At 75.2% G+C, this 16,968-nt stretch carries 17 protein-coding genes and 1 riboswitch; of the genes, 10 read left to right on the plus strand and 7 right to left on the minus strand.

Annotation, left to right across the window (positions count from 1 at the left end):
- From K1J50_RS16835 to groL, 3 genes are all read left to right on the plus strand, one after another.
- Nucleotides 1-207 (plus strand): DUF2267 domain-containing protein (locus tag K1J50_RS16835; RefSeq protein ID WP_220118925.1); only part of this gene is annotated, 207 nt, incomplete at its 5' end.
- 383 nt (nt 208-590) lie between these two features.
- On the plus strand, nt 591-1,151 hold the full coding sequence (locus tag K1J50_RS16840) for an Hsp20/alpha crystallin family protein (RefSeq protein ID WP_220118926.1): 561 nt from the start codon (nt 591-593) through the stop codon (nt 1,149-1,151).
- A 144-nt stretch (nt 1,152-1,295) separates the two neighbouring features.
- Nucleotides 1,296-2,921, plus strand: a complete 1,626-nt coding sequence (groL, locus tag K1J50_RS16845; RefSeq protein WP_220118927.1) for a chaperonin GroEL — start codon at nt 1,296-1,298, stop codon at nt 2,919-2,921.
- Between the two features lie 51 nt (nt 2,922-2,972).
- Here groL and crcB (K1J50_RS16850) read toward each other — a convergent pair whose 3' ends face one another.
- The 4 genes from crcB (K1J50_RS16850) to K1J50_RS16865 form a co-directional block, all read right to left on the minus strand.
- Complete coding sequence (crcB, locus tag K1J50_RS16850) at nt 2,973-3,374, minus strand: fluoride efflux transporter CrcB (protein WP_220118941.1); 402 nt, start codon at nt 3,372-3,374, stop codon at nt 2,973-2,975.
- Nucleotides 3,375-3,537: 163 nt separating this feature from the next.
- On the minus strand, nt 3,538-3,897 hold the full coding sequence (locus K1J50_RS16855) for a DUF190 domain-containing protein (protein ID WP_220118928.1): 360 nt from the start codon (nt 3,895-3,897) through the stop codon (nt 3,538-3,540).
- Nucleotides 3,898-4,308 carry a fluoride efflux transporter CrcB gene (crcB, locus tag K1J50_RS16860; protein ID WP_220118929.1) on the minus strand — a complete coding sequence of 137 codons (411 nt, stop codon included), beginning with the start codon at nt 4,306-4,308 and terminating at the stop codon, nt 3,898-3,900.
- A 21-nt stretch (nt 4,309-4,329) separates the two neighbouring features.
- A complete protein-coding gene (locus K1J50_RS16865) occupies nt 4,330-5,583 on the minus strand; it encodes a cation:proton antiporter (protein ID WP_220118930.1) in 1,254 nt (417 codons plus the stop codon).
- A gap of 265 nt (nt 5,584-5,848) precedes the next feature.
- Nucleotides 5,849-5,927, minus strand: a riboswitch (Fluoride riboswitch).
- Nucleotides 5,928-6,371: 444 nt separating this feature from the next.
- Here K1J50_RS16865 and K1J50_RS16870 point away from each other — a divergent pair.
- The 6 genes from K1J50_RS16870 to K1J50_RS16895 are packed head-to-tail and all read left to right on the plus strand — an operon-like array spanning nt 6,372 to nt 12,153.
- On the plus strand, nt 6,372-9,179 hold the full coding sequence (locus K1J50_RS16870; RefSeq protein ID WP_220118931.1) for a monovalent cation/H+ antiporter subunit A: 2,808 nt from the start codon (nt 6,372-6,374) through the stop codon (nt 9,177-9,179).
- Entirely contained in the window at nt 9,179-9,511 is a 333-nt protein-coding gene (locus K1J50_RS16875) for a Na+/H+ antiporter subunit C (RefSeq protein ID WP_220118932.1), read from the plus strand. The genes K1J50_RS16870 and K1J50_RS16875 overlap by 1 nt, the downstream gene beginning before the upstream one ends.
- Nucleotides 9,508-11,043, plus strand: a complete 1,536-nt coding sequence (locus tag K1J50_RS16880; protein WP_220118933.1) for a monovalent cation/H+ antiporter subunit D — start codon at nt 9,508-9,510, stop codon at nt 11,041-11,043. The genes K1J50_RS16875 and K1J50_RS16880 overlap by 4 nt, the downstream gene beginning before the upstream one ends.
- Nucleotides 11,043-11,540 carry a Na+/H+ antiporter subunit E gene (locus K1J50_RS16885; RefSeq protein WP_220118934.1) on the plus strand — a complete coding sequence of 166 codons (498 nt, stop codon included), beginning with the start codon at nt 11,043-11,045 and terminating at the stop codon, nt 11,538-11,540. Before K1J50_RS16880 ends, K1J50_RS16885 begins: the two co-directional genes overlap by 1 nt.
- Nucleotides 11,534-11,806, plus strand: a complete 273-nt coding sequence (locus K1J50_RS16890) for a K+/H+ antiporter subunit F (RefSeq protein WP_220118935.1) — start codon at nt 11,534-11,536, stop codon at nt 11,804-11,806. The genes K1J50_RS16885 and K1J50_RS16890 overlap by 7 nt, the downstream gene beginning before the upstream one ends.
- Before the next feature lie 8 nt (nt 11,807-11,814).
- Nucleotides 11,815-12,153, plus strand: a complete 339-nt coding sequence (locus tag K1J50_RS16895) for a Na+/H+ antiporter subunit G (RefSeq protein ID WP_220118936.1) — start codon at nt 11,815-11,817, stop codon at nt 12,151-12,153.
- A gap of 11 nt (nt 12,154-12,164) precedes the next feature.
- Here the strand turns inward: K1J50_RS16895 and K1J50_RS16900 are convergent, their stop codons facing one another.
- From K1J50_RS16900 to fsa, 3 genes are read right to left on the minus strand one after another with little or no spacing between them, the layout of a single operon-like run.
- Complete coding sequence (locus tag K1J50_RS16900; RefSeq protein ID WP_220118937.1) at nt 12,165-13,085, minus strand: tyrosine recombinase XerC; 921 nt, start codon at nt 13,083-13,085, stop codon at nt 12,165-12,167.
- A gap of 22 nt (nt 13,086-13,107) precedes the next feature.
- Entirely contained in the window at nt 13,108-13,872 is a 765-nt protein-coding gene (locus tag K1J50_RS16905) for a DUF484 family protein (RefSeq protein WP_220118938.1), read from the minus strand.
- Nucleotides 13,869-14,525, minus strand: coding sequence for a fructose-6-phosphate aldolase (fsa, locus tag K1J50_RS16910; protein WP_220118939.1), 657 nt, complete (start codon nt 14,523-14,525; stop codon nt 13,869-13,871). Before fsa ends, K1J50_RS16905 begins: the two co-directional genes overlap by 4 nt.
- A gap of 108 nt (nt 14,526-14,633) precedes the next feature.
- On the opposite strand from fsa, the gene K1J50_RS16915 reads away from it, so the two are divergent.
- Complete coding sequence (locus K1J50_RS16915) at nt 14,634-16,844, plus strand: primosomal protein N' (protein WP_220118940.1); 2,211 nt, start codon at nt 14,634-14,636, stop codon at nt 16,842-16,844.
- Nucleotides 16,845-16,968: the final 124 nt, after the last annotated feature.

Raw genomic sequence — 16,968 nt, forward strand, 5'->3', positions numbered from 1 at the left:
GGCCTGCGCGGCACGCGGCCGATGGACGTGCGCGACGCCACGCTCGCGGTGCTGCGGACGCTCGCGCATCACGTGGACCCCGGCCAGGTGCACAAGGTGGCGGAGGCGCTGCCGGGCGAGATCCGCGCGTTCTGGAAGGAAGGCGAGCGGGCGGCGGTGTTCGGCGCGCCCGGCGGCACGCCGGCCCGCGGCAGGCCGGCCGCCTGAGGACCGGGAGCCGGCCGGCGGCGGGGCGCGATCGCGGCGCCGGTCGCCAGCGGTTCCGCCGCGCGGCGAGGTCCGGCGCCGCGCGCATCCGGCCGTTCGTCGCCCGCCCGCGCGGCGCGACGGTCCCGCGGGGCCTGCTGCCGGCGCCGGCCCGGCAACGCTTCGCGGACGGCAGGGCGCGCCGGCAGAAGCGGGACGACCGCTGGCGCCCCGCTGGTTTGCGCCCGGCGCCCGCGGCGCGCACGGGCCCGTGATCGGACGCGTTGACATGCATCAACGTGGTTCCCCGCCTGCCGTGGTGCCGTCTGCGCGGCGTGGCCGTCCCTTGCCGGGCCCGCGACAGCGGCCGGGAAGGACGGCGTGCCGGAAACGAGGAGAGCACGATGAGCGAAGCGACGACCAAGACGCCCGCCAAGGCCGAACGCAAGGCCGTGGCCCCCTCCGCCGGGTGGGAGGGGCTGTGGCAGCCGCTCGCCGCGCTGCGCGACGAGATGGACCGCATGTTCGATAACGTCGTGCGCAACTTCGGGCTCGCTCCGAGCCGGACGCTGCGCCGCATCGGAGCGGAGCTGCCGACCCCCTGGCGCATCGAGACCGCCTTCGGCACGCCCGCGCCGGCGGTGGATATCGTCGAGGACGAGAAGGAATACCGCATCACCGCCGAGCTGCCCGGCATGGACGCGCGCGACGTCGAGCTGACGCTCTCGGACGACATGCTGACCCTGCGCGGCGAGAAGAAGGAGGAGAGGGAGGAGAAGACGGCGAACTACTACCTCTCCGAGCGCCGGTTCGGCTCCTTCCAGCGCTCCTTCCCGCTCCCGCAGGGCGTCGATCGCGACAAGATCGAGGCGAAGTTCGAGAAGGGCGTCCTGACCATCACCCTGCCGAAGACGCCGGAGGCCGCGGCGCGGCAGAAGAAGATCGAGATCAAGCAGGGCACCTGAGCGACGGCGCGGACGGCCCCGGCCCGGTCCGGGGCCGTTCCGCGACTCCGCCGCGTCCGCCCGCGCGGCCGCGCACCGCGCACGCCGGCGCGACCCGCCGGAGCCGGCCGGCGCAACCGGCCACGAGATCGGAGGGCGGCCGAGATGGCGCACAAGCAGGTCCTGTTCCGCTCCGCCGCGCGCGAGAAGATCCTCCGCGGCGCGACCCAGCTCGCCGACGCGGTGCGCGTCACCCTCGGCCCGCGCTCGAAGTCGGTCCTGATCGAGAGGAAGTGGGGCGCGCCGATCGTGTGCAACGACGGCGTGACCATCGCCAAGGAGTTCGACCTGAAGGACCCGGAGGAGAACCTCGGCGCCCGGATGCTGCGCCAGGCGGCGGAGAAGACCGGCGAGGTGGTCGGCGACGGCACGAGCACCGCGACCGTCCTCGCCCACGCGATCCTCGCCGACGGGGTGCGCAACGTCGCCGCCGGCGCCAGCGCGGTGGACCTCAAGCGCGGGCTGGACCGCGGCCTGCGGGCCGCGATCGAGGCGCTGCGCGGCTTGTCGCGGCCGGTGCGGACCCGCCGGGAGAAGGCGCAGGTGGCGACGATCTCGGCGCACAACGATCCGGCGATCGGCGAGCTGGTCGCCGACGCGATGGAGCGGGTCGGAGACGAGGGCGTGATCACGGTCGAGGAGTCGAAGACCACCGAGACGACCCTCGAGGTGGTGGAGGGCATGCAGTTCGACCGCGGCTACCTCTCGCCCTACTTCGTCACCAATCCCGACCGGATGGAGGCGGTGCTGGAGGACGCGCTGATCCTGCTCTCCGACAGGAAGATCAGCGGCGTCAAGGACCTCCTCCCGCTGCTCGACGAGGTGGCGGGGGCGGGCCGGCCGCTGCTGGTGGTGGCGGAGGAGGTGGAAGGCGAGGCGCTGGCCACCCTCATCGTCAACCAGATCCGCGGCACGCTGCGGAGCTGCGCCGTCAGGGCGCCCGGCTTCGGCGACCGCCGCGGGGCGATGCTGCAGGACATCGCGGTCCTCACCGGCGCGACGGTGATCTCCGAGCAGCTCGGCCTGGCGCTCGAGCACGCGCGCCTCGCCCAGCTCGGCCGGGCCCGGCGCGTGGTCGTGGACAAGGACACCACGACGGTCGTCGGCGGCGGCGGCGAGCGCTCCGAGATCGAGGCCCGCGCCCGCGAGATCCGCCGCGAGATCGAGAAGACCACCAGCGACTACGACAGGGAGAAACTGCAGGAGCGGCTCGCCAAGCTGGTCGGAGGGGTGGCGGTGATCCGCGCCGGCGCCCCCTCGGAGGCGGAGATGAAGGCCAGGAAGGAGGCGCTCGACGATGCGATCAGCGCCACCAAGGCGGCGGTCGCGGAAGGCATCGTGCCGGGCGGCGGCCTCGCCCTGCTGCGCTGCACCGCCGCCGTCGCCGCGGAAGGGCAACGCTGCGACGGCGACGAGCGCACCGGCACGCAGATCCTGAGGCGCGCGCTCGAGGCTCCGGCGCGCCAGATCGCGGAGAATTCCTCCCTGGACGCCGGCGTCGTCGTGGCGCGGATGCTGGAGGGCGACGGCAGCCGCGGCTTCGACGCCGCGCGCAAGGAATACATGGACCTGGTGGAGGCCGGCATCGTCGACCCGACGAAGGTCGTGCGCGTCGCGCTCGAGAACGCGGTCTCGGTGGCGAGCGTCCTGCTGCTGACCGAGGCGACGATGACCGAGATCCCCGAGGAACCGAAGGCGCGGGTCGCGGCCGAACCGGAGATGGCGATGTAGCGGGCCGAAACGGCCGGCGGCGCGGCGCAGCCAGGCCGGACGGCAGGGACGCTAGCGGCCGCGCGGAACCCGGCTGAGGGCGGCGGCGCTGGCGTGCCCGAGCCAGGCGGCCAGCAGGCACAGGGCGACCGAGCCTCCGGCATTCGCCCCCGCGGCGAGCCAGGCGGCGTCCCGGAGCAGCTCCAGGGTCTGCAGGCTGAAGCTCGAGAAGGTGGTGAAGCCGCCGCACAGGCCGACCATGACGAAGACGCGAGCCTCGGCCGGCACGTTGACGCGGCTCTCCGTCCCGCTGAAGGCGGCGAAGAAGCCGATCGCGAACGAGCCGAGCACGTTGACCGCTACCGTTCCCCACGGGAAGGCCCCGCCGAGCCACGCCGCCGCGAGTTCGGTGCACCCGTAGCGGGCCATCCCCCCGAGCCCGCTCCCCAGGGCAACCCACCAGTACATCCGCATCGCCGCCCCCTTCGCTGCGGCCTGCACCCGGGGGCCGCCACTCGCCCCCACCCCGCGCGCCCGGGCGGGCGCGGCCCCACGCGCCCCCCTGCGCCACGCAGGCCGCCTTCGCCGGGGCGTTCTGGCCGCCGGCGGCGCCGCGGGCAATCGGCGGCGGGGAGGGTCACGCCAGTCCGGAGCGTTCCTGGAGCCCGGCGCTCCCGTACTGGAGGACCTCCACCTTCTCCAGCGTGACCAGGCCGCTGCCCATCATGGCGTCGAGCACGGGAAGGAAGGCGCGGATCTTCTCCTCGCTGTCCACGATCTCGACGACGATCGGCAGGTCCTCGGACAGGCGCAGGATCTTGGCGGTGTGCAGCCGGCTCGACCGCCCGAAGCCCATCGGCCCGCGCAGCACGGTGGCGCCGGCGAGATGCATCTCGCGCGCCTTCAGCACGATCGCCTCGTAGAGCGGCTGGTGGCCGCAGCGGTCGCCCTCGCCGACGAAGATGCGCAGCAGCAGCGCGTCCTTCGGGATCTGCATCTAGGCCTCCTTCGCGATCGCCAGGGCGGCCGAGGCCGCGGCGAGGCCGAGCCAGGCCGCGCCGAGGCACAGCAGCACCGAGGCGGTGACGTTGCCCGCCGCGTGGAGCCACTCGCCCTCGCGCGCGAGGGTCAGGGTCTGCAGGCTGACGCTCGAGAAGGTGGTGAAGCCGCCGCACAGGCCCGCCATCGCGAACCGCGCGAGATCCGGGGCGAGGAGCGGGCCGCCGTCCCCGACGGGCAGCGCGGCGAGCCCGGCGAGGAGGCCGATCGCGAACGAGCCGAGCAGGTTGACGACCAGCGTGCCCCAGGGGAAGCGCTCGCCCCAGCGCCGCGCCACCGCGCCCGAGCACCAGTATCGCGCCATCCCGCCCAGTGCGGTGCCGAGGCCGATGGCGAGGTAGGTCCCCATGCTTCCGACCGCTCCGCGTCCCTATGGCGCGTCCCGGGCCGCGCCGCCGGCGGCCGCCGCGGCCGGCCCGCCCGCCGCTGGGCGGGCGGCGGCCGGCGCAGGCCGCTCCTCCTCCCGCAGGTCTTCGGGCAGCAGGTGCCGCGGCAGGCACCAGGCGTTGGCGACCAGCGTCGGGACCACCGCGCTCGCGATCACGGCGGCAACGAGGGCTGAATACTGCGCCTGGCCGATGACGCCGTGCGCCAGGCCGAACAGCGAGGCGATCGTGCCGAAGGTGAGGCCCGTGGACATCAGCAGCGTGGTGTACATGCCTTCCTGGCGCGGCTGGCCGAATCCGCGCGCCACCGGATACACCCCGGCGAGCTTGGTGGCGAGCTTGCCGAGAAGCAGCAGCAGGAACGCCGCCGGCGCGGCGACCAGATCGGGGACCGAGACGAAGGAGCCGGCGCGGATGAAGTAGAACGGCGTCAGGAAGCCGAAGCACAGCGTGCGCAGCCGCCGGATCAGGATGTGGTCGCGCCCGACCGTTCCGGCGAGGACCATGCCGACGACGTAGGCGGGCAGCACCGCCTCGCTGTCCGCCCAGCTCGCCAGGGCGCCGAGGGCGAACAGCAGCAGCAGGATGTACTTGCTCTCCAGTTCCGACGGCCGGCCGCCGTAGGCGTGGAAGAAGCGCGGCGTGAGCCAGGGCAGGACCAGGACCGCGGCCACGAGCGCGCCGGCGAAGACCAGCGTGCGCCAGGTGAAGGGCGAGAACAGCAGCCCGAGCGCCAGCACCGTCCCGAGATCGGTGACGAAGCAGGCGGCGAGCACCGCCTTGCCGTAGTCGGTGGCATTGAAGCCGAACTCCAGCATCACGGCATAGACCACCGCGACGGAGGTGGTCGACATCGCGACCCCGGCGAGCCAGCTCGCCGCCGGATCCCAGCCCAGGACGTAGCGGGCGAGCGCGGCGCAGCCGAGGAACGGAGCCAGGAAGCTGACCAGGCCGACGGCTCCGGCCTCCCGCCACCGGGCCCGGAACACGTCAGGGTCGAGTTCGGCGCCGGCGAGGAAAGTGAGCAGGATGGCGCCGGTTCCGGAGACGAACCTGACCCAGGTCTCGTCGGCGCCGAGGGCGACGGTGCCGGCGAGGGCCGCGCCGATCGCCAGTTGCGCGACGGTGCCGACGAGGATCTCGGACAGGGCGGTGGCCAGCCGCAGCCGGAGCGACAGCAGCGTGGCGAGCAGCGCAAGGCCGAGCCACAGCGCGGCGATCGCCCAGATCCCGGTCATCGCCTGCGCTCCCGCCGCGCCCGACCGACGGGTCGGCCGCGAGCCGGCTGCGCCGCCCGGCCCGGCGACCGTCGCGCGCATTCCCCTTCCGCCGCGGCGTCACCGGAGCGGACGATCCGAAGCGCCCGGTCAGACCGGATCTCCTTCATGCGGCTCCCTCCGCTGCGGCCGGCCGAGACCGGCCGCCGATCGGCCACCGGGCGGGGGGGCAACAAAAAACCCGCCGCGGCGGCGGGTTTCGGACACACCCCTACCGCCGGCCTGCGCCGCGGTAGGAGCCATCAGCTTCCCACCCCCCGGAGGAGCGGAAGCGGTTGTCGGGGGACTCCATCCCCATCACGCACCGGCAATCTAACGCGGGCAGGAGGGACTGTCCAGCGACGGGACCGTTGCCTCGGCAGGTGGCAGCGGCGGCGTTGCGGCTCGCGGGCCCCGGAGCGCACGCGGTGCCGTCTCGCCGCGCCGGCGGCCGGAGCGCGATGCCGTTGCGCCGCGCCGCCGCTCCTCGAGCGGGCGCAGGCGGTAAAGGTGGGGCGGCGTGGCGGCGGGTCCGGCGGCGAGAACGCGAGCCGGCGGGCCGAGCCTGCGATGCGCGCATCTCCGCCGACCGTCGTCGACTCCGCGCGCGTCTCCGCGGACCGGGCGGCGTCCACGGCGCGCGCCGGGGTGCCGCGCATTTCCCGGCCGGCACGGCGAGCGCCGGCGGATGCGCCGCCCGCGCCCCTCCCGCGCTGCCGCGCGCCGCCGCTCTCCACCGGAAGGCTCCGGACACGCTAAAGACACAACGCATGACCCTCGCCGGCCTTCCTCTCTCCATCCTCGCCCTCCTCCTCGGCGCCGCACTGGTGCCGCTGCTCGCGCGGTCGGGCCGCGGCGTCGCCGCCTGGTCGAGCGCGGCCGTGCTGGGGATCGCGGCCCTGGCGGTCGCGCCGCTGGCGCCCGCCGCCCTCGCCGGGACGGTCACCGTCCTCCGCTGGCCGTGGCTGCCGGAATGGGGGCTCGACCTCGCCTTCCGCCTCGACGGGCTCGGCCTGCTGTTCGCGATCCTGATCCTCGGCATCGGGCAGCTCGTGATCCTCTACGCCGCCTACTACATGCCGCCGGAGGACGGGCTCGGGCGCTTCTTCGGCATCCTGCTCGCCTTCGCCGGCGGCATGCTCGGCGTGGTGCTGTCCGAGAACCTGCTGCTGATGGTGATCTTCTGGGAGATCACCAGCCTCGCCTCCTTCCTGCTCATCGCCTACCGGCACGACGCCAGCGAGGCGCGGATCGCCGCGCGCATGGCGCTGGCCGTGACGGGCGGCGGCGGCCTCGCGCTGCTCGCCGGCGTGCTGCTGCTCGGCCGCATCGCCGGCAGCCTGGAGCTCTCGGCGGTGCTGGCGGCGGGCGAGGCGGTGCGCGCCCACCCGCTCTATCCCGTGGCGCTGGCGCTGGTTCTGCTCGGCGCCTTCACCAAGTCGGCGCAGTTCCCGTTCCACTTCTGGCTGCCCAACGCGATGGCGGCGCCGACGCCCGTCAGCGCCTACCTGCATTCCGCCACAATGGTGAAGGCCGGCGTCTTCCTGCTCGCCCGCCTCTACCCGGTGCTGTCGGGGACGGAGCTGTGGTTCGCGCTCGTCAGCGGCACCGGCGCGGTGACGCTCGCCTACGGCGCCTATGTCGCGCTGCTGAAGCACGACCTGAAGGGGCTGCTCGCCTACTCCACCATCAGCCATCTCGGGCTGATCACGCTCCTGATCGGGCTGGAATCGCCCCTGAGCACGGTCGCGGCGGTGTTCCACATCATCAACCACGCGATCTTCAAGGCGTCCCTCTTCATGGCCGCCGGCATCATCGACCACGAGTGCGGCACGCGCGACATGCGGCGCATCAACGGCATGTTCCGCTACATGCCGCAGACGGCGGTCCTCGGGATGGTCGCCGCCGCCGCGATGGCCGGCGTGCCGCTGCTCAACGGCTTCCTGAGCAAGGAGATGTTCTTCGCCGAGACGCTGCAGGAGCCCCCGGTCGCGGGCTACGCCTACGCCCTGCCGGCCTTCGCCACCTTCGCGGGCGTGCTCTCCGTCGCCTACTCCCTCCGCTTCATCCACGACGTCTTCTTCCACGGCGAGCCGGTCGGCCTGCCGCGCACGCCGCACGAGCCGCCGCTGTGGATGCGGGTGCCGGTCGGGATCCTCTCCCTCCTTTGCCTCGTCGTGGGGCTGCTGCCGCAATCCTCGGTGGGCGCGCTGCTCCGGACCGCCTCCGCCGCCGCGCTGGGCGGGCCGCCGCCGCCCTACGAGCTCGCGCCCTGGCACGGCTTCAACCTGCCGCTGGCGATGAGCGCGGTGGCGCTGGCCGGCGGCGCGCTGTGGTACCGCTTCCGCGGCGTCCTCTTCGATCTGCATGAGCGCTTCGCCCCGCTCGTCGGCGGGCCCGCGGCCTTCGAGCGGGTGTACAACGCCGCGGCGGCGGCGGCGCGCCTGCTCATGGCGGCGATGGATACCGGCAGGCTGCGGCGCTACGTGGCGCTGCTGCTGCTCGCCGCGCTCGGCCTCGGCCTGCATGCGGTCGCGGGTGCCGGGCTGGCGCCGCCGCACGGGGCGGTCATCCCCGCCGATCCGGTGGCCATCGGCGCGCTGGTCGCCCTCGCCGTCGGGGCCTTCGGCTGCGCAGGGCTGCACCGGCGCCGCCCGCTCGCCGTCGTCTTCGCCAGCGTGGTCGGGCTGATCGTCTCCCTCACCTTCCTCCGCTTCTCGGCGCCCGACCTCGCGCTGACCCAGCTCTCGGTCGAGGTGGTGACGATCGTGCTCCTGCTGCTCGCGCTGCGCTTCCTGCCCGAGGAGGCGCGCGCCACCGACGCGCCGCGCCGGCGCCGGCTGGGCGACGCAGCGATCGCCGGCGCCGGGGGGCTCGGCGCCGCCGCCCTCGCCTACGCCCTGCTGACGCGGCCCTTCGAGACCGTCTCCGGCTTCTTCGTCGAGCAGTCGGTGCCGGGCGGCGGCGGCACCAACGTGGTCAACGTCATCCTGGTGGACTTCCGCGGCTTCGACACGCTGGGGGAGATCTGGGTGCTGGCGCTCGCCGCGCTCGGCGCGCACGCGCTGCTGGAGGGGCTGCGGCTGCGCCCCCATGCCCTGCGCGCCGCCTCCGAGGCGGACCGCCACCCGGTCATGCTCGCCATGCTGATGCGCCCGCTGCTGCCGCTGGCGCTGACGGTCGCCTTCCACATCCTGCTGCGCGGCCACAACCTGCCGGGCGGCGGGTTCATCGCCGGGCTGATCACCGGCATCGTGCTCATCCTGCAATACCTGGCGGTGGGCCTCGACATCACCTCGGCGCGGCTGCGGGTGGACCATCTGCGGCTCTTCGCCCTCGGCCTCGCGCTCGCCGCCGGCACGGGCATGGCGAGCATGGCGTTCGGCGCTCCCTTCCTGACGAGCGCGCACGGCTACGTGCCGATCCCGCTGGTGGGGAGGACGCACCTCGCCTCGGCGCTGGCGTTCGATCTCGGCGTCTATCTGGTGGTGGTGGCGACGGTGCTGCTCGTCCTCTCCGAGCTCGGGCGGCTCAGCCAACGGGAGCTGCGTCCCGCGGCCTGCGGGGGACAGGGCTGATGGAGCTGCTCGTCTCGGCTGGCATCGGCGTCCTGGTCGCGGCGGGGACCTGGCTGCTGCTGCGCGAGCGCAGCTTCTCCGTCGTGCTCGGCCTGACGCTGCTCTCCTACGCCGCGAACCTGATGATCTTCGCCTCCGGGCGGCTGGCCGCCGACGCCCCGCCGCTGGTCCTCGGCGAGGCGGAGCGCCTCGCCGATCCCCTGCCCCAGGCCCTGGTGCTCACCGCCATCGTCATCAGCTTCGGCACCACCGCCTTCCTCGTCGCGCTGGCCCTGCGGGCGAGCGCGGAGACGGGCGGCGACCACGTGGACGGCGGGGAGGGAGAACGGTGACCCACCTTCCGGTGCTGCCGGTGCTGGTGCCGATGGTCGCGGCGATCCTCTTGCTCGCCGTGCATTCCGCCGGCGCGGCGGTGCTGCGCGGCGTCGGCCTCGCCGCGGTGGCGCTGCTCGCGGCGGTCGCGGTCCTGCTTCTGGCGGCGACGGCGCAGGGCGCGGTCGCGGTCGTCGCGATCGGCGCCTGGCCGCCGCCCTTCGGCATCGTCCTCGTGGCGGACCGGCTGTCGGCGACCATGGTGGCGGTGACCGCGGCGGTCGCCGTCCCCGCGCTGCTCGCCGCGACCGACGGCACGGACCTCCAGGGCCGGCATTTCCACCCCTTCTTCCAGATGCAGCTCGCCGGGCTGAACGGCGCTTTCCTCACCGGCGACCTGTTCAACCTCTTCGTCTTCTTCGAGGTGCTGCTGATCGCCTCCTACGCCCTGCTCGCGCACGGGGCCGGCGCGGCGCGGGTCCGGGCCGGACTGCACTACGTGGTGCTGAACCTCGCCGCCTCCCTGGTCTTCCTCGTCGGGCTGGCCCTGCTCTACGGCGCGCTCGGCACGCTGAACCTGGCCGACGTCGCGGGGCGCCTCGCCGCGCTGCCGCTGGAGGAGGCGGCGCCGGCGCGGGCCGGGCTGGCGCTGATCGCGGGGGTCTTCGCCTTCAAGGCGGCGCTGCTTCCGCTCGGCTTCTGGCTCCCCCACGCCTATCCCGCGGCCGCGGCGCCGGTCGCCGCGCTGTTCGCCGTGCTGACCAAGGTCGGGATCTACGCCCTGCTGCGCCTCTCCTCCGTCGCGCTCGCGGACGACGCGCCGGCGGCGGCGGGGCTCGTCGCGCCCTGGCTGATGCCGGCGGCGATCGGCACGGTCGTGGCGGCGACGCTCGGCGTGCTGGCGGCGCCGAGCCTCGGCGCCATCGCGGCGCACCTGCTGCTGCTCTCCACCGGCATGCTCGCGGCCGGGGTGGCGGAGGGGAGCGCGCCGATGCTCGCGGCCGTCCTCTACTACCTGCCGCACACCACGCTGGTCAGCGCGGGGCTGTTCCTGCTGGCCGGGCACATCGCCGCCACGCGCGGCGAGGAGGCGCGGGACCGGATCCGGCGCGGCCCGCGCCTGCCGCGCCCGGGCCTGGTCGGCGGCGCCTACCTGGCGCTCGCCGTCGCCGTGACCGGCCTGCCGCCGCTCTCCGGCTTCCTCGGCAAGGTCATGCTGCTGGCGGCGGCGCCGGCCACCCCCGCGGGCTACGCCATGTGGGCCAGCTTCCTCCTCTCCGGCTTCGTCGCCGCGCTGGCGCTGGCGCGCGCCGCGAGCGTGCTGTTCTGGGAGCGGAGCGAGCCGCGCGCGGCGGTCGGGCGGGCGGCGCCGCCGCGCCTCGGCCTCGCTCTGGCGGTGGCGGTCGGCTTCGTGCCGCTGCTGGTCCTCGGCGCGGCCCCGCTCTCGGCCCATGCGCGCGCGACGGCGGAGCAGGTGGCGGCGCGCCGCCCCTACCTCGAGGCGGTGCTGCCGCGGGACCTGCCGCCGGCGGCGCGGGAGCGGCGGCCGTAATGAAGACGCTCCGCCGCCTGCTGCCGCAGCCCGTGATGAGCCTTCTCATCTTCGGCCTCTGGCTGATCCTCGCCGAGGCCCCCGGGCGCGGCCAGGTGCTGATCGCGCTCGCGCTCGCCATCGGCCTGCCGCCGGCGACGCGCGCCTTCTGGCCCGACCCGCCGCGGCTGCGCGCGCCCGGCGCGGGGCTTCGGCTGCTCGCCGTGGTGCTCGCCGACATCGTCGTGGCGAACATCGAGGTCGCGCGGCGGGTGGCCGGTCCCGTCGCACGGCTGCGCCCCGCCTTCCTCGAGGTGCCGCTCGCCATCGCTGATCCCTTCGTCGCCACCATCCTCGGCAGCATCGTCTCGCTCACCCCGGGCACGGTCTCGGTCGAGATCGACCGCGGGCGCGGCGTGCTGCTGGTACATGCGCTGCATGTCGAGGACCCGGCGGCGGCCGTCGCGCGCATCAAGGCCCGCTACGAGGCGCCCCTCAAGGAGGTATTCGGATGCTGACGACCTTCGCCGTTCCGGCGGCGACCGGCATGGTCGCGCTCGCCATGGCGCTCAGCCTCTGGCGGCTGGTGCGGGGCCCGAGCCGGCCCGACCGCATCCTCGCCCTCGACACGCTCAACGTGAACGCGATCGCGCTGGTGATGCTGCTCGACATCGGCCTCGGGACCGCGGTGTACTTCGAGGCCGCGCTGATCGTCGCGATGATGGGGTTCGTCGGCACGGTGGCGCTCTGCAAGTTCCTCCTCTCCGGCGACATCATCGAGTGAGCGGCGCCATGCCCGGCGAGATCCTGGTCAGCCTCCTGCTGCTCGTCGGCGGCGGCTTCACCCTGCTCGGCTCGGTGGGCCTCGCCCGCCTGCCGGACTTCTTCACGCGGATGCACGGGCCGACCAAGGCGACGACGCTGGGGGTCGGCGCGATCGTCCTCGCCTCGCTCGCGCATGTCGGCGCGCGGGAGGACGGCGCGGGCCTGCGCGAGCTCGCGATCACGCTGTTCCTGTTCATCACGGCGCCGGTCACGGCGCATCTCCTGTCGAAGGCCGCGCTGGCCGAGGCGCGGCGGCGCGACGCGGCGCAGGGGGCCGGCGCCGGCGCGCCCCCGCCGGGGGAGTGAGCCGCGCGGCGTCAATCGGCCCGCGGGTGCGCCTTGCGCCAGGCCGCGAGCAGCGCGGCGGCGTCCACCGCCGTGTAGCGCTGCGTGGTCGAGAGGCTGGCGTGGCCGAGCAGCTCCTGGATCGCCCGCAGGTCGGCGCCGCCGCCGAGGAGATGCGTCGCGAAGGAATGGCGCAGCGCGTGCGGCGTCGCGTGCTCCGGCAGGCCGTTGAGGCGCCGGAACGCGCGCAGTGCCCGCTGCGCCACCGCCGGGTCGAGCCGCCCGCCGCGCGCGCCGAGGAACAGCGGCCGCTCGGGGCGCGGATCGGGGTGCTGGCGCAGCCAGGCCTCGATCGCCTCGCGCACCGCCGGCAGCACCGGCACCACCCGCTCCCTGCCGCCCTTGCCGCGCACGCGCAGCGCGGCGTCCGCCCCGGCGCGCGGCGCGTCGCGCACGTCGAGCGCGAGCGCCTCCGAGATGCGCAGGCCGCAGCCGTAGAGCAGGGTGAACAGCGCCCGGTCGCGCGCCGCGAGGGCGGGCGTGCGCGCGCCCTCGCCGATCTCGCGCGCCACGGCGCGCGCCTCGGCCTCGCCCAGCGCGCGCGGCACGGGGGGCCTGGGGCGCGGCCCGCGCAGCCCGGCCAGCGCGACCGGCGCGAGGCCATGGCGGCGCGCGAGGAAGCGCAGGAAGCCGCGCACGGCGGCGAGCTTGCGGGCGCGGGTCGAAACGCCGTCCCCCTCCGCTGCGCGATGCGCGAGGAAGCCGCGCAGATCCGCCGGGCGCAGCGCCGCCAGCGCGGCGAGGTCGGGCTCCTCCCCGCCGCGGTGGCGCGCGAGGAAGCCGAGCAGGTCGGCGAGGTCGCGGCCGTAGGCCTCGACCGTGTGCGGGCTGGCGCGGCGCTCCCGCGCCAGCCAGTCGAGGTAGGCGAGGCGCAGGTCCGCGGCGGCCGTCATGGCCCGCCGGCCCCGCGCCCGCCTAGCCGCGCGCCAGCGCCGCCCCGACGGCGCGGCCGAGGAAGGCGATGGTCGCGGCCGCCTGGCGCGCCGGCAGGGCGGCGGGCTCGCGGGCGCCGATCGCCAGCAGCATGGGGCCGGCGCCGAACAGCGGCACGCGGGCCAGGGCGTCGCGCGCGACGAGCGGTGCGGCCTCGGCGTGCAGCATCTCCCGGTCGGTGGGCTGGGACCGCACCACGGCGTCGCGGCCCGGCCCGAGCAGGCGCGCGACGGTGCCCTGCGGCAGCGGCAGCACGCCGCGCGTCCAGCCGGGCGCCGCGTGGCGGCGGTAGGGCTGCGCCGGCGCCGGCTCCGCGGCGAGGCTGCAGGTCTCGACGCCGAGCAGCGCGGGCAGCTCCTGCGTGACGGTCTCCACCACGTCGGTGGCGCGCATCAGCGCCAGCACGGCGAGGCGGACCCGGACGGCCAGGCCGGCCCCCGCCCGCCCGTCGGCGAGCAGGGCGTCCATCTCCGCCTCGATCGCGCGGAGGCGGTTGCGCTCGGCGGCGAGCATCGCGGCCATGTGGTCGGCGAAGACCTCGCCATGGACGCGCCGGGGCGGCAGCAGGACACGGTAGAGCTCGGGCCGCTCGGCCAGGAACTCGGGATGGGCCCGCAGGAAGGCCGCGACCGCCTCTGCCTCCGGGTCGGCGGGCCCGCGCTCCTCGCCCGCGCGGGCGGTGGCCGAGGCGGGCGCCGCGGTCGCGGCGCTGGCGGCGGCGGTGCTGGTACTGCCGTGCGCTGTCACAGGATGCTCTGCCCCGTCTTCTTCCAGTCGGCCAGGAAGGCTTCGAGCCCGCGGTCGGTCAGCGGGTGCCGGAGGAGCTGGCGGATCACTGCCGGCGGCAGGGTGGCGACATGGGCGCCGAGCTTGGCGGCCTGCACCAGGTGCATCGGGTGCCGGATCGAGGCGACCAGCACCTCGGTCCGGAGGTGGGGGTAGTTGCGGAAGATCGTGACGATGTCGGCGATCAGCTGCATGCCGTCGGCGGCGATGTCGTCGAGCCGGCCGACGAAGGGCGAGACGAAGGTCGCCCCCGCCTTGGCCGCGAGCAGCGCCTGGGCGGGGCTGAAGCAGAGGGTGACGTTGACTTGCGCGCCCTCCTCCGCCAGGGTCCGGCAGGCGCGCAGCCCGGCCTCGGTGAGCGGCACCTTGACCGCGACGTTGGGGGCGATGCGGCGCAGGTGCCGCCCCTCGGCGAGCATGCCCTCGAAGTCGGTCGCGGTGACCTCGGCGGAGACGGGGCCGGGGGTGACGGCGCAGATCTCGGCGATCACCTCGGCCAGCCGGCGGCCGGTCTTGGCCACCAGGCTGGGATTGGTGGTGACGCCGTCCACCAGCCCCGCCTCGGCGAGCGAGCGGACCTCGCCCACATCGGCGGTATCAACGAAGAACTTCATGAGGAGGCGGTATCCTTGGCGCGGAGCTCAACCAGCGAGCGGCAATCGTTCCAGTTTTATTCTAATTAAGCATAGCTCATGGGAGAGGGCCGGCGAAAGCACAGAGACATGAAAGACACGCCAGGTGTTGCTTCCGCGCCACGGGTCCGTGTCCTTCTCCCGCTGCCTCTCGAGGCAGGCACTTATGATTACCGCATTCCGCACCGGATGTCCCTCGCGCCGGGGGCGTTCGTGGTCGTTCCGTTCAATCGGCGGGACGTGATCGGCGTCGTGTGGGACGGCGAGCCCGATCCCGACCTGCCGGCCGCGCGCCTCAAGGACGTGTTCGAGGTGCTGGAGGTTCCGCCAATGACGGCGAGCCTCCGCCGCTTCGTCGAATGGGTCGCCGCCTACACCCTCAGCCCGCCGGGCGCGGTGCTGCGCATGGCGATGAGCGTGCCTGCCGCGCTCGGGCCGCCGCCACGGCCGGCAGGCTGGGCCCTGGCCCCGCAGCCGCCGCCCGGGGGCGCGGTGCGGCTGACCCCGGAGCGCCGGCGGGTGCTGGCGCTGCTCGCCCCGGGCGAGGTGCGTTCCGGCGCCGCGCTGGCCGAGGCGGCGGGGGTCTCGCCCGGCGTGGTGCGGGGCCTCGCCGATGCCGGCTACCTGGTGCCCGCCCTGCTGCCGGAGGCCGCCGCGCCCTTCGCGCCGCCCGATCCGGAGCATCCCGGCCCTCCGCTGGAGGCGGGCGGGCAGGCCGAGGCGGCGCGGGCGCTGCGCGTGGCGGTGGCGGCGCGGCGCTTCGGCGTGACGCTGCTCACCGGCGTGACCGGCTCGGGCAAGACCGAGGTCTATCTCGACGCGGTGGCGGAATGCCTGCGCCAGGGCCGCCAGGCCCTGGTGCTGCTGCCGGAGATCGCCCTCTCCGCCCAGTGGCTGGAGCGGTTCCGCCGCCGCTTCGGCGTGGCGCCGGCGCTGTGGCACTCCGAGCTGACCGCGAAGACGCGGCGCGAGACCTGGCGCGCGGTGGCGGAGGGCAAGGCGCCGGTGCTGGTCGGGGCGCGCTCCGCCCTGTTCCTCCCCTTCCCCGACCTCGGCCTGATCGTGGTGGACGAGGAGCACGAGACCGCGTTCAAGCAGGAGGAGGGCGTCGTCTACCACGCCCGCGACATGGCGGTGGTGCGGGCGCGGCTCTCCGGGGCCGCCTGCGTCCTGGTCTCCGCCACCCCGTCGCTGGAGACGCTGACCAACGCCGAGCAGGGGCGCTATGCGCGCCTGCACCTCGACCACCGGCATGGCGGCGCGTCCCTGCCCGCGGTGGAGGCGGTGGACCTGCGCAAGCATCCGCCGGAGCGCGGCCGCTTCCTCTCGCCGCCGCTGATCGCGGCGGTGACGGAGACGCTGGCGCGCGGCGAGCAGGCGATGCTGTTCCTCAACCGCCGCGGCTACGCGCCGCTGACGCTCTGCCGCACCTGCGGGCACCGGCTGCGCTGCCCGAACTGCTCCGCCTGGCTGGTCGAGCACCGCGCGCAGCGGCGGCTGCAGTGCCACCATTGCGGCCACGCCGAGCCGCCGCCGCCGGCCTGCCCGGAGTGCGGCGCGACCGGCGCGCTGGTGCCGATCGGCCCCGGCGTGGAGCGGGTGCTGGAGGAGGCGGGCGTGCTCTGGCCGGAGGCGCGGCGGCTGGTGATGGCGAGCGACACCCTCCCCGGCCCCGCGGCGGCCGCGGCGGCGGCGCAGGCGATCCGGGACCGCGCGGTGGACCTGATCATCGGCACCCAGATCGTCGCCAAGGGCTGGCACTTCCCGCACCTGACGCTGGTCGGCGTGGTGGACGCCGATCTCGGCCTCGCCGGCGGCGACCTGCGCGCCGCCGAGCGCACCGTGCAGCTCCTGCACCAGGTCGCCGGCCGCGCCGGGCGGGAGGAGCGGCCCGGGCGCGTGCTGCTGCAGACCTTCGCGCCCGAGCATCCGGTGATGCAGGCGCTGGTGAGCGGCGACCTCGATGCCTTCATGCGCGCCGAGGCGGCGGCGCGGCGGCCTGGCGGCTGGCCGCCCTTCGGGCGGCTTGCGGCGCTGATCGTGAGCGCGGAGGACGAGCGCGAGGCCGACCGCGCGGCGCGCGACCTCGGCCTCGCCGCGCCGCGCGGCGAGGGGGTGCAGGTGCTGGGGCCGGCGCCGGCGCCGCTCGCGCTGCTGCGCGGGCGGCACCGCCGCCGGCTCCTGCTCAAGACGCGGCGCGACGTGGCGGTGCAGCCGCTCCTGCGCGCGTGGCTCGCGCGCGTCGCGGTGCCAAGCGGCGTGCGGGTGCAGGTGGACGTGGACCCCGTGGGGTTCCTCTAGGCTCGGGACCCATTAATCGCTTGGAGCGACGCGAGGGTGTATGATTCTGAGCATGGCGGAGGTTCCGCCATGCCCGGCCCAAAGCCGCCTTTCCTCCTCTCGCCCGCGCAGATGCGCCGCCTGT

This window comes from Caldovatus aquaticus, from assembly GCF_019458025.1.
Lineage (GTDB): Bacteria > Pseudomonadota > Alphaproteobacteria > Acetobacterales > Acetobacteraceae > Caldovatus > Caldovatus aquaticus.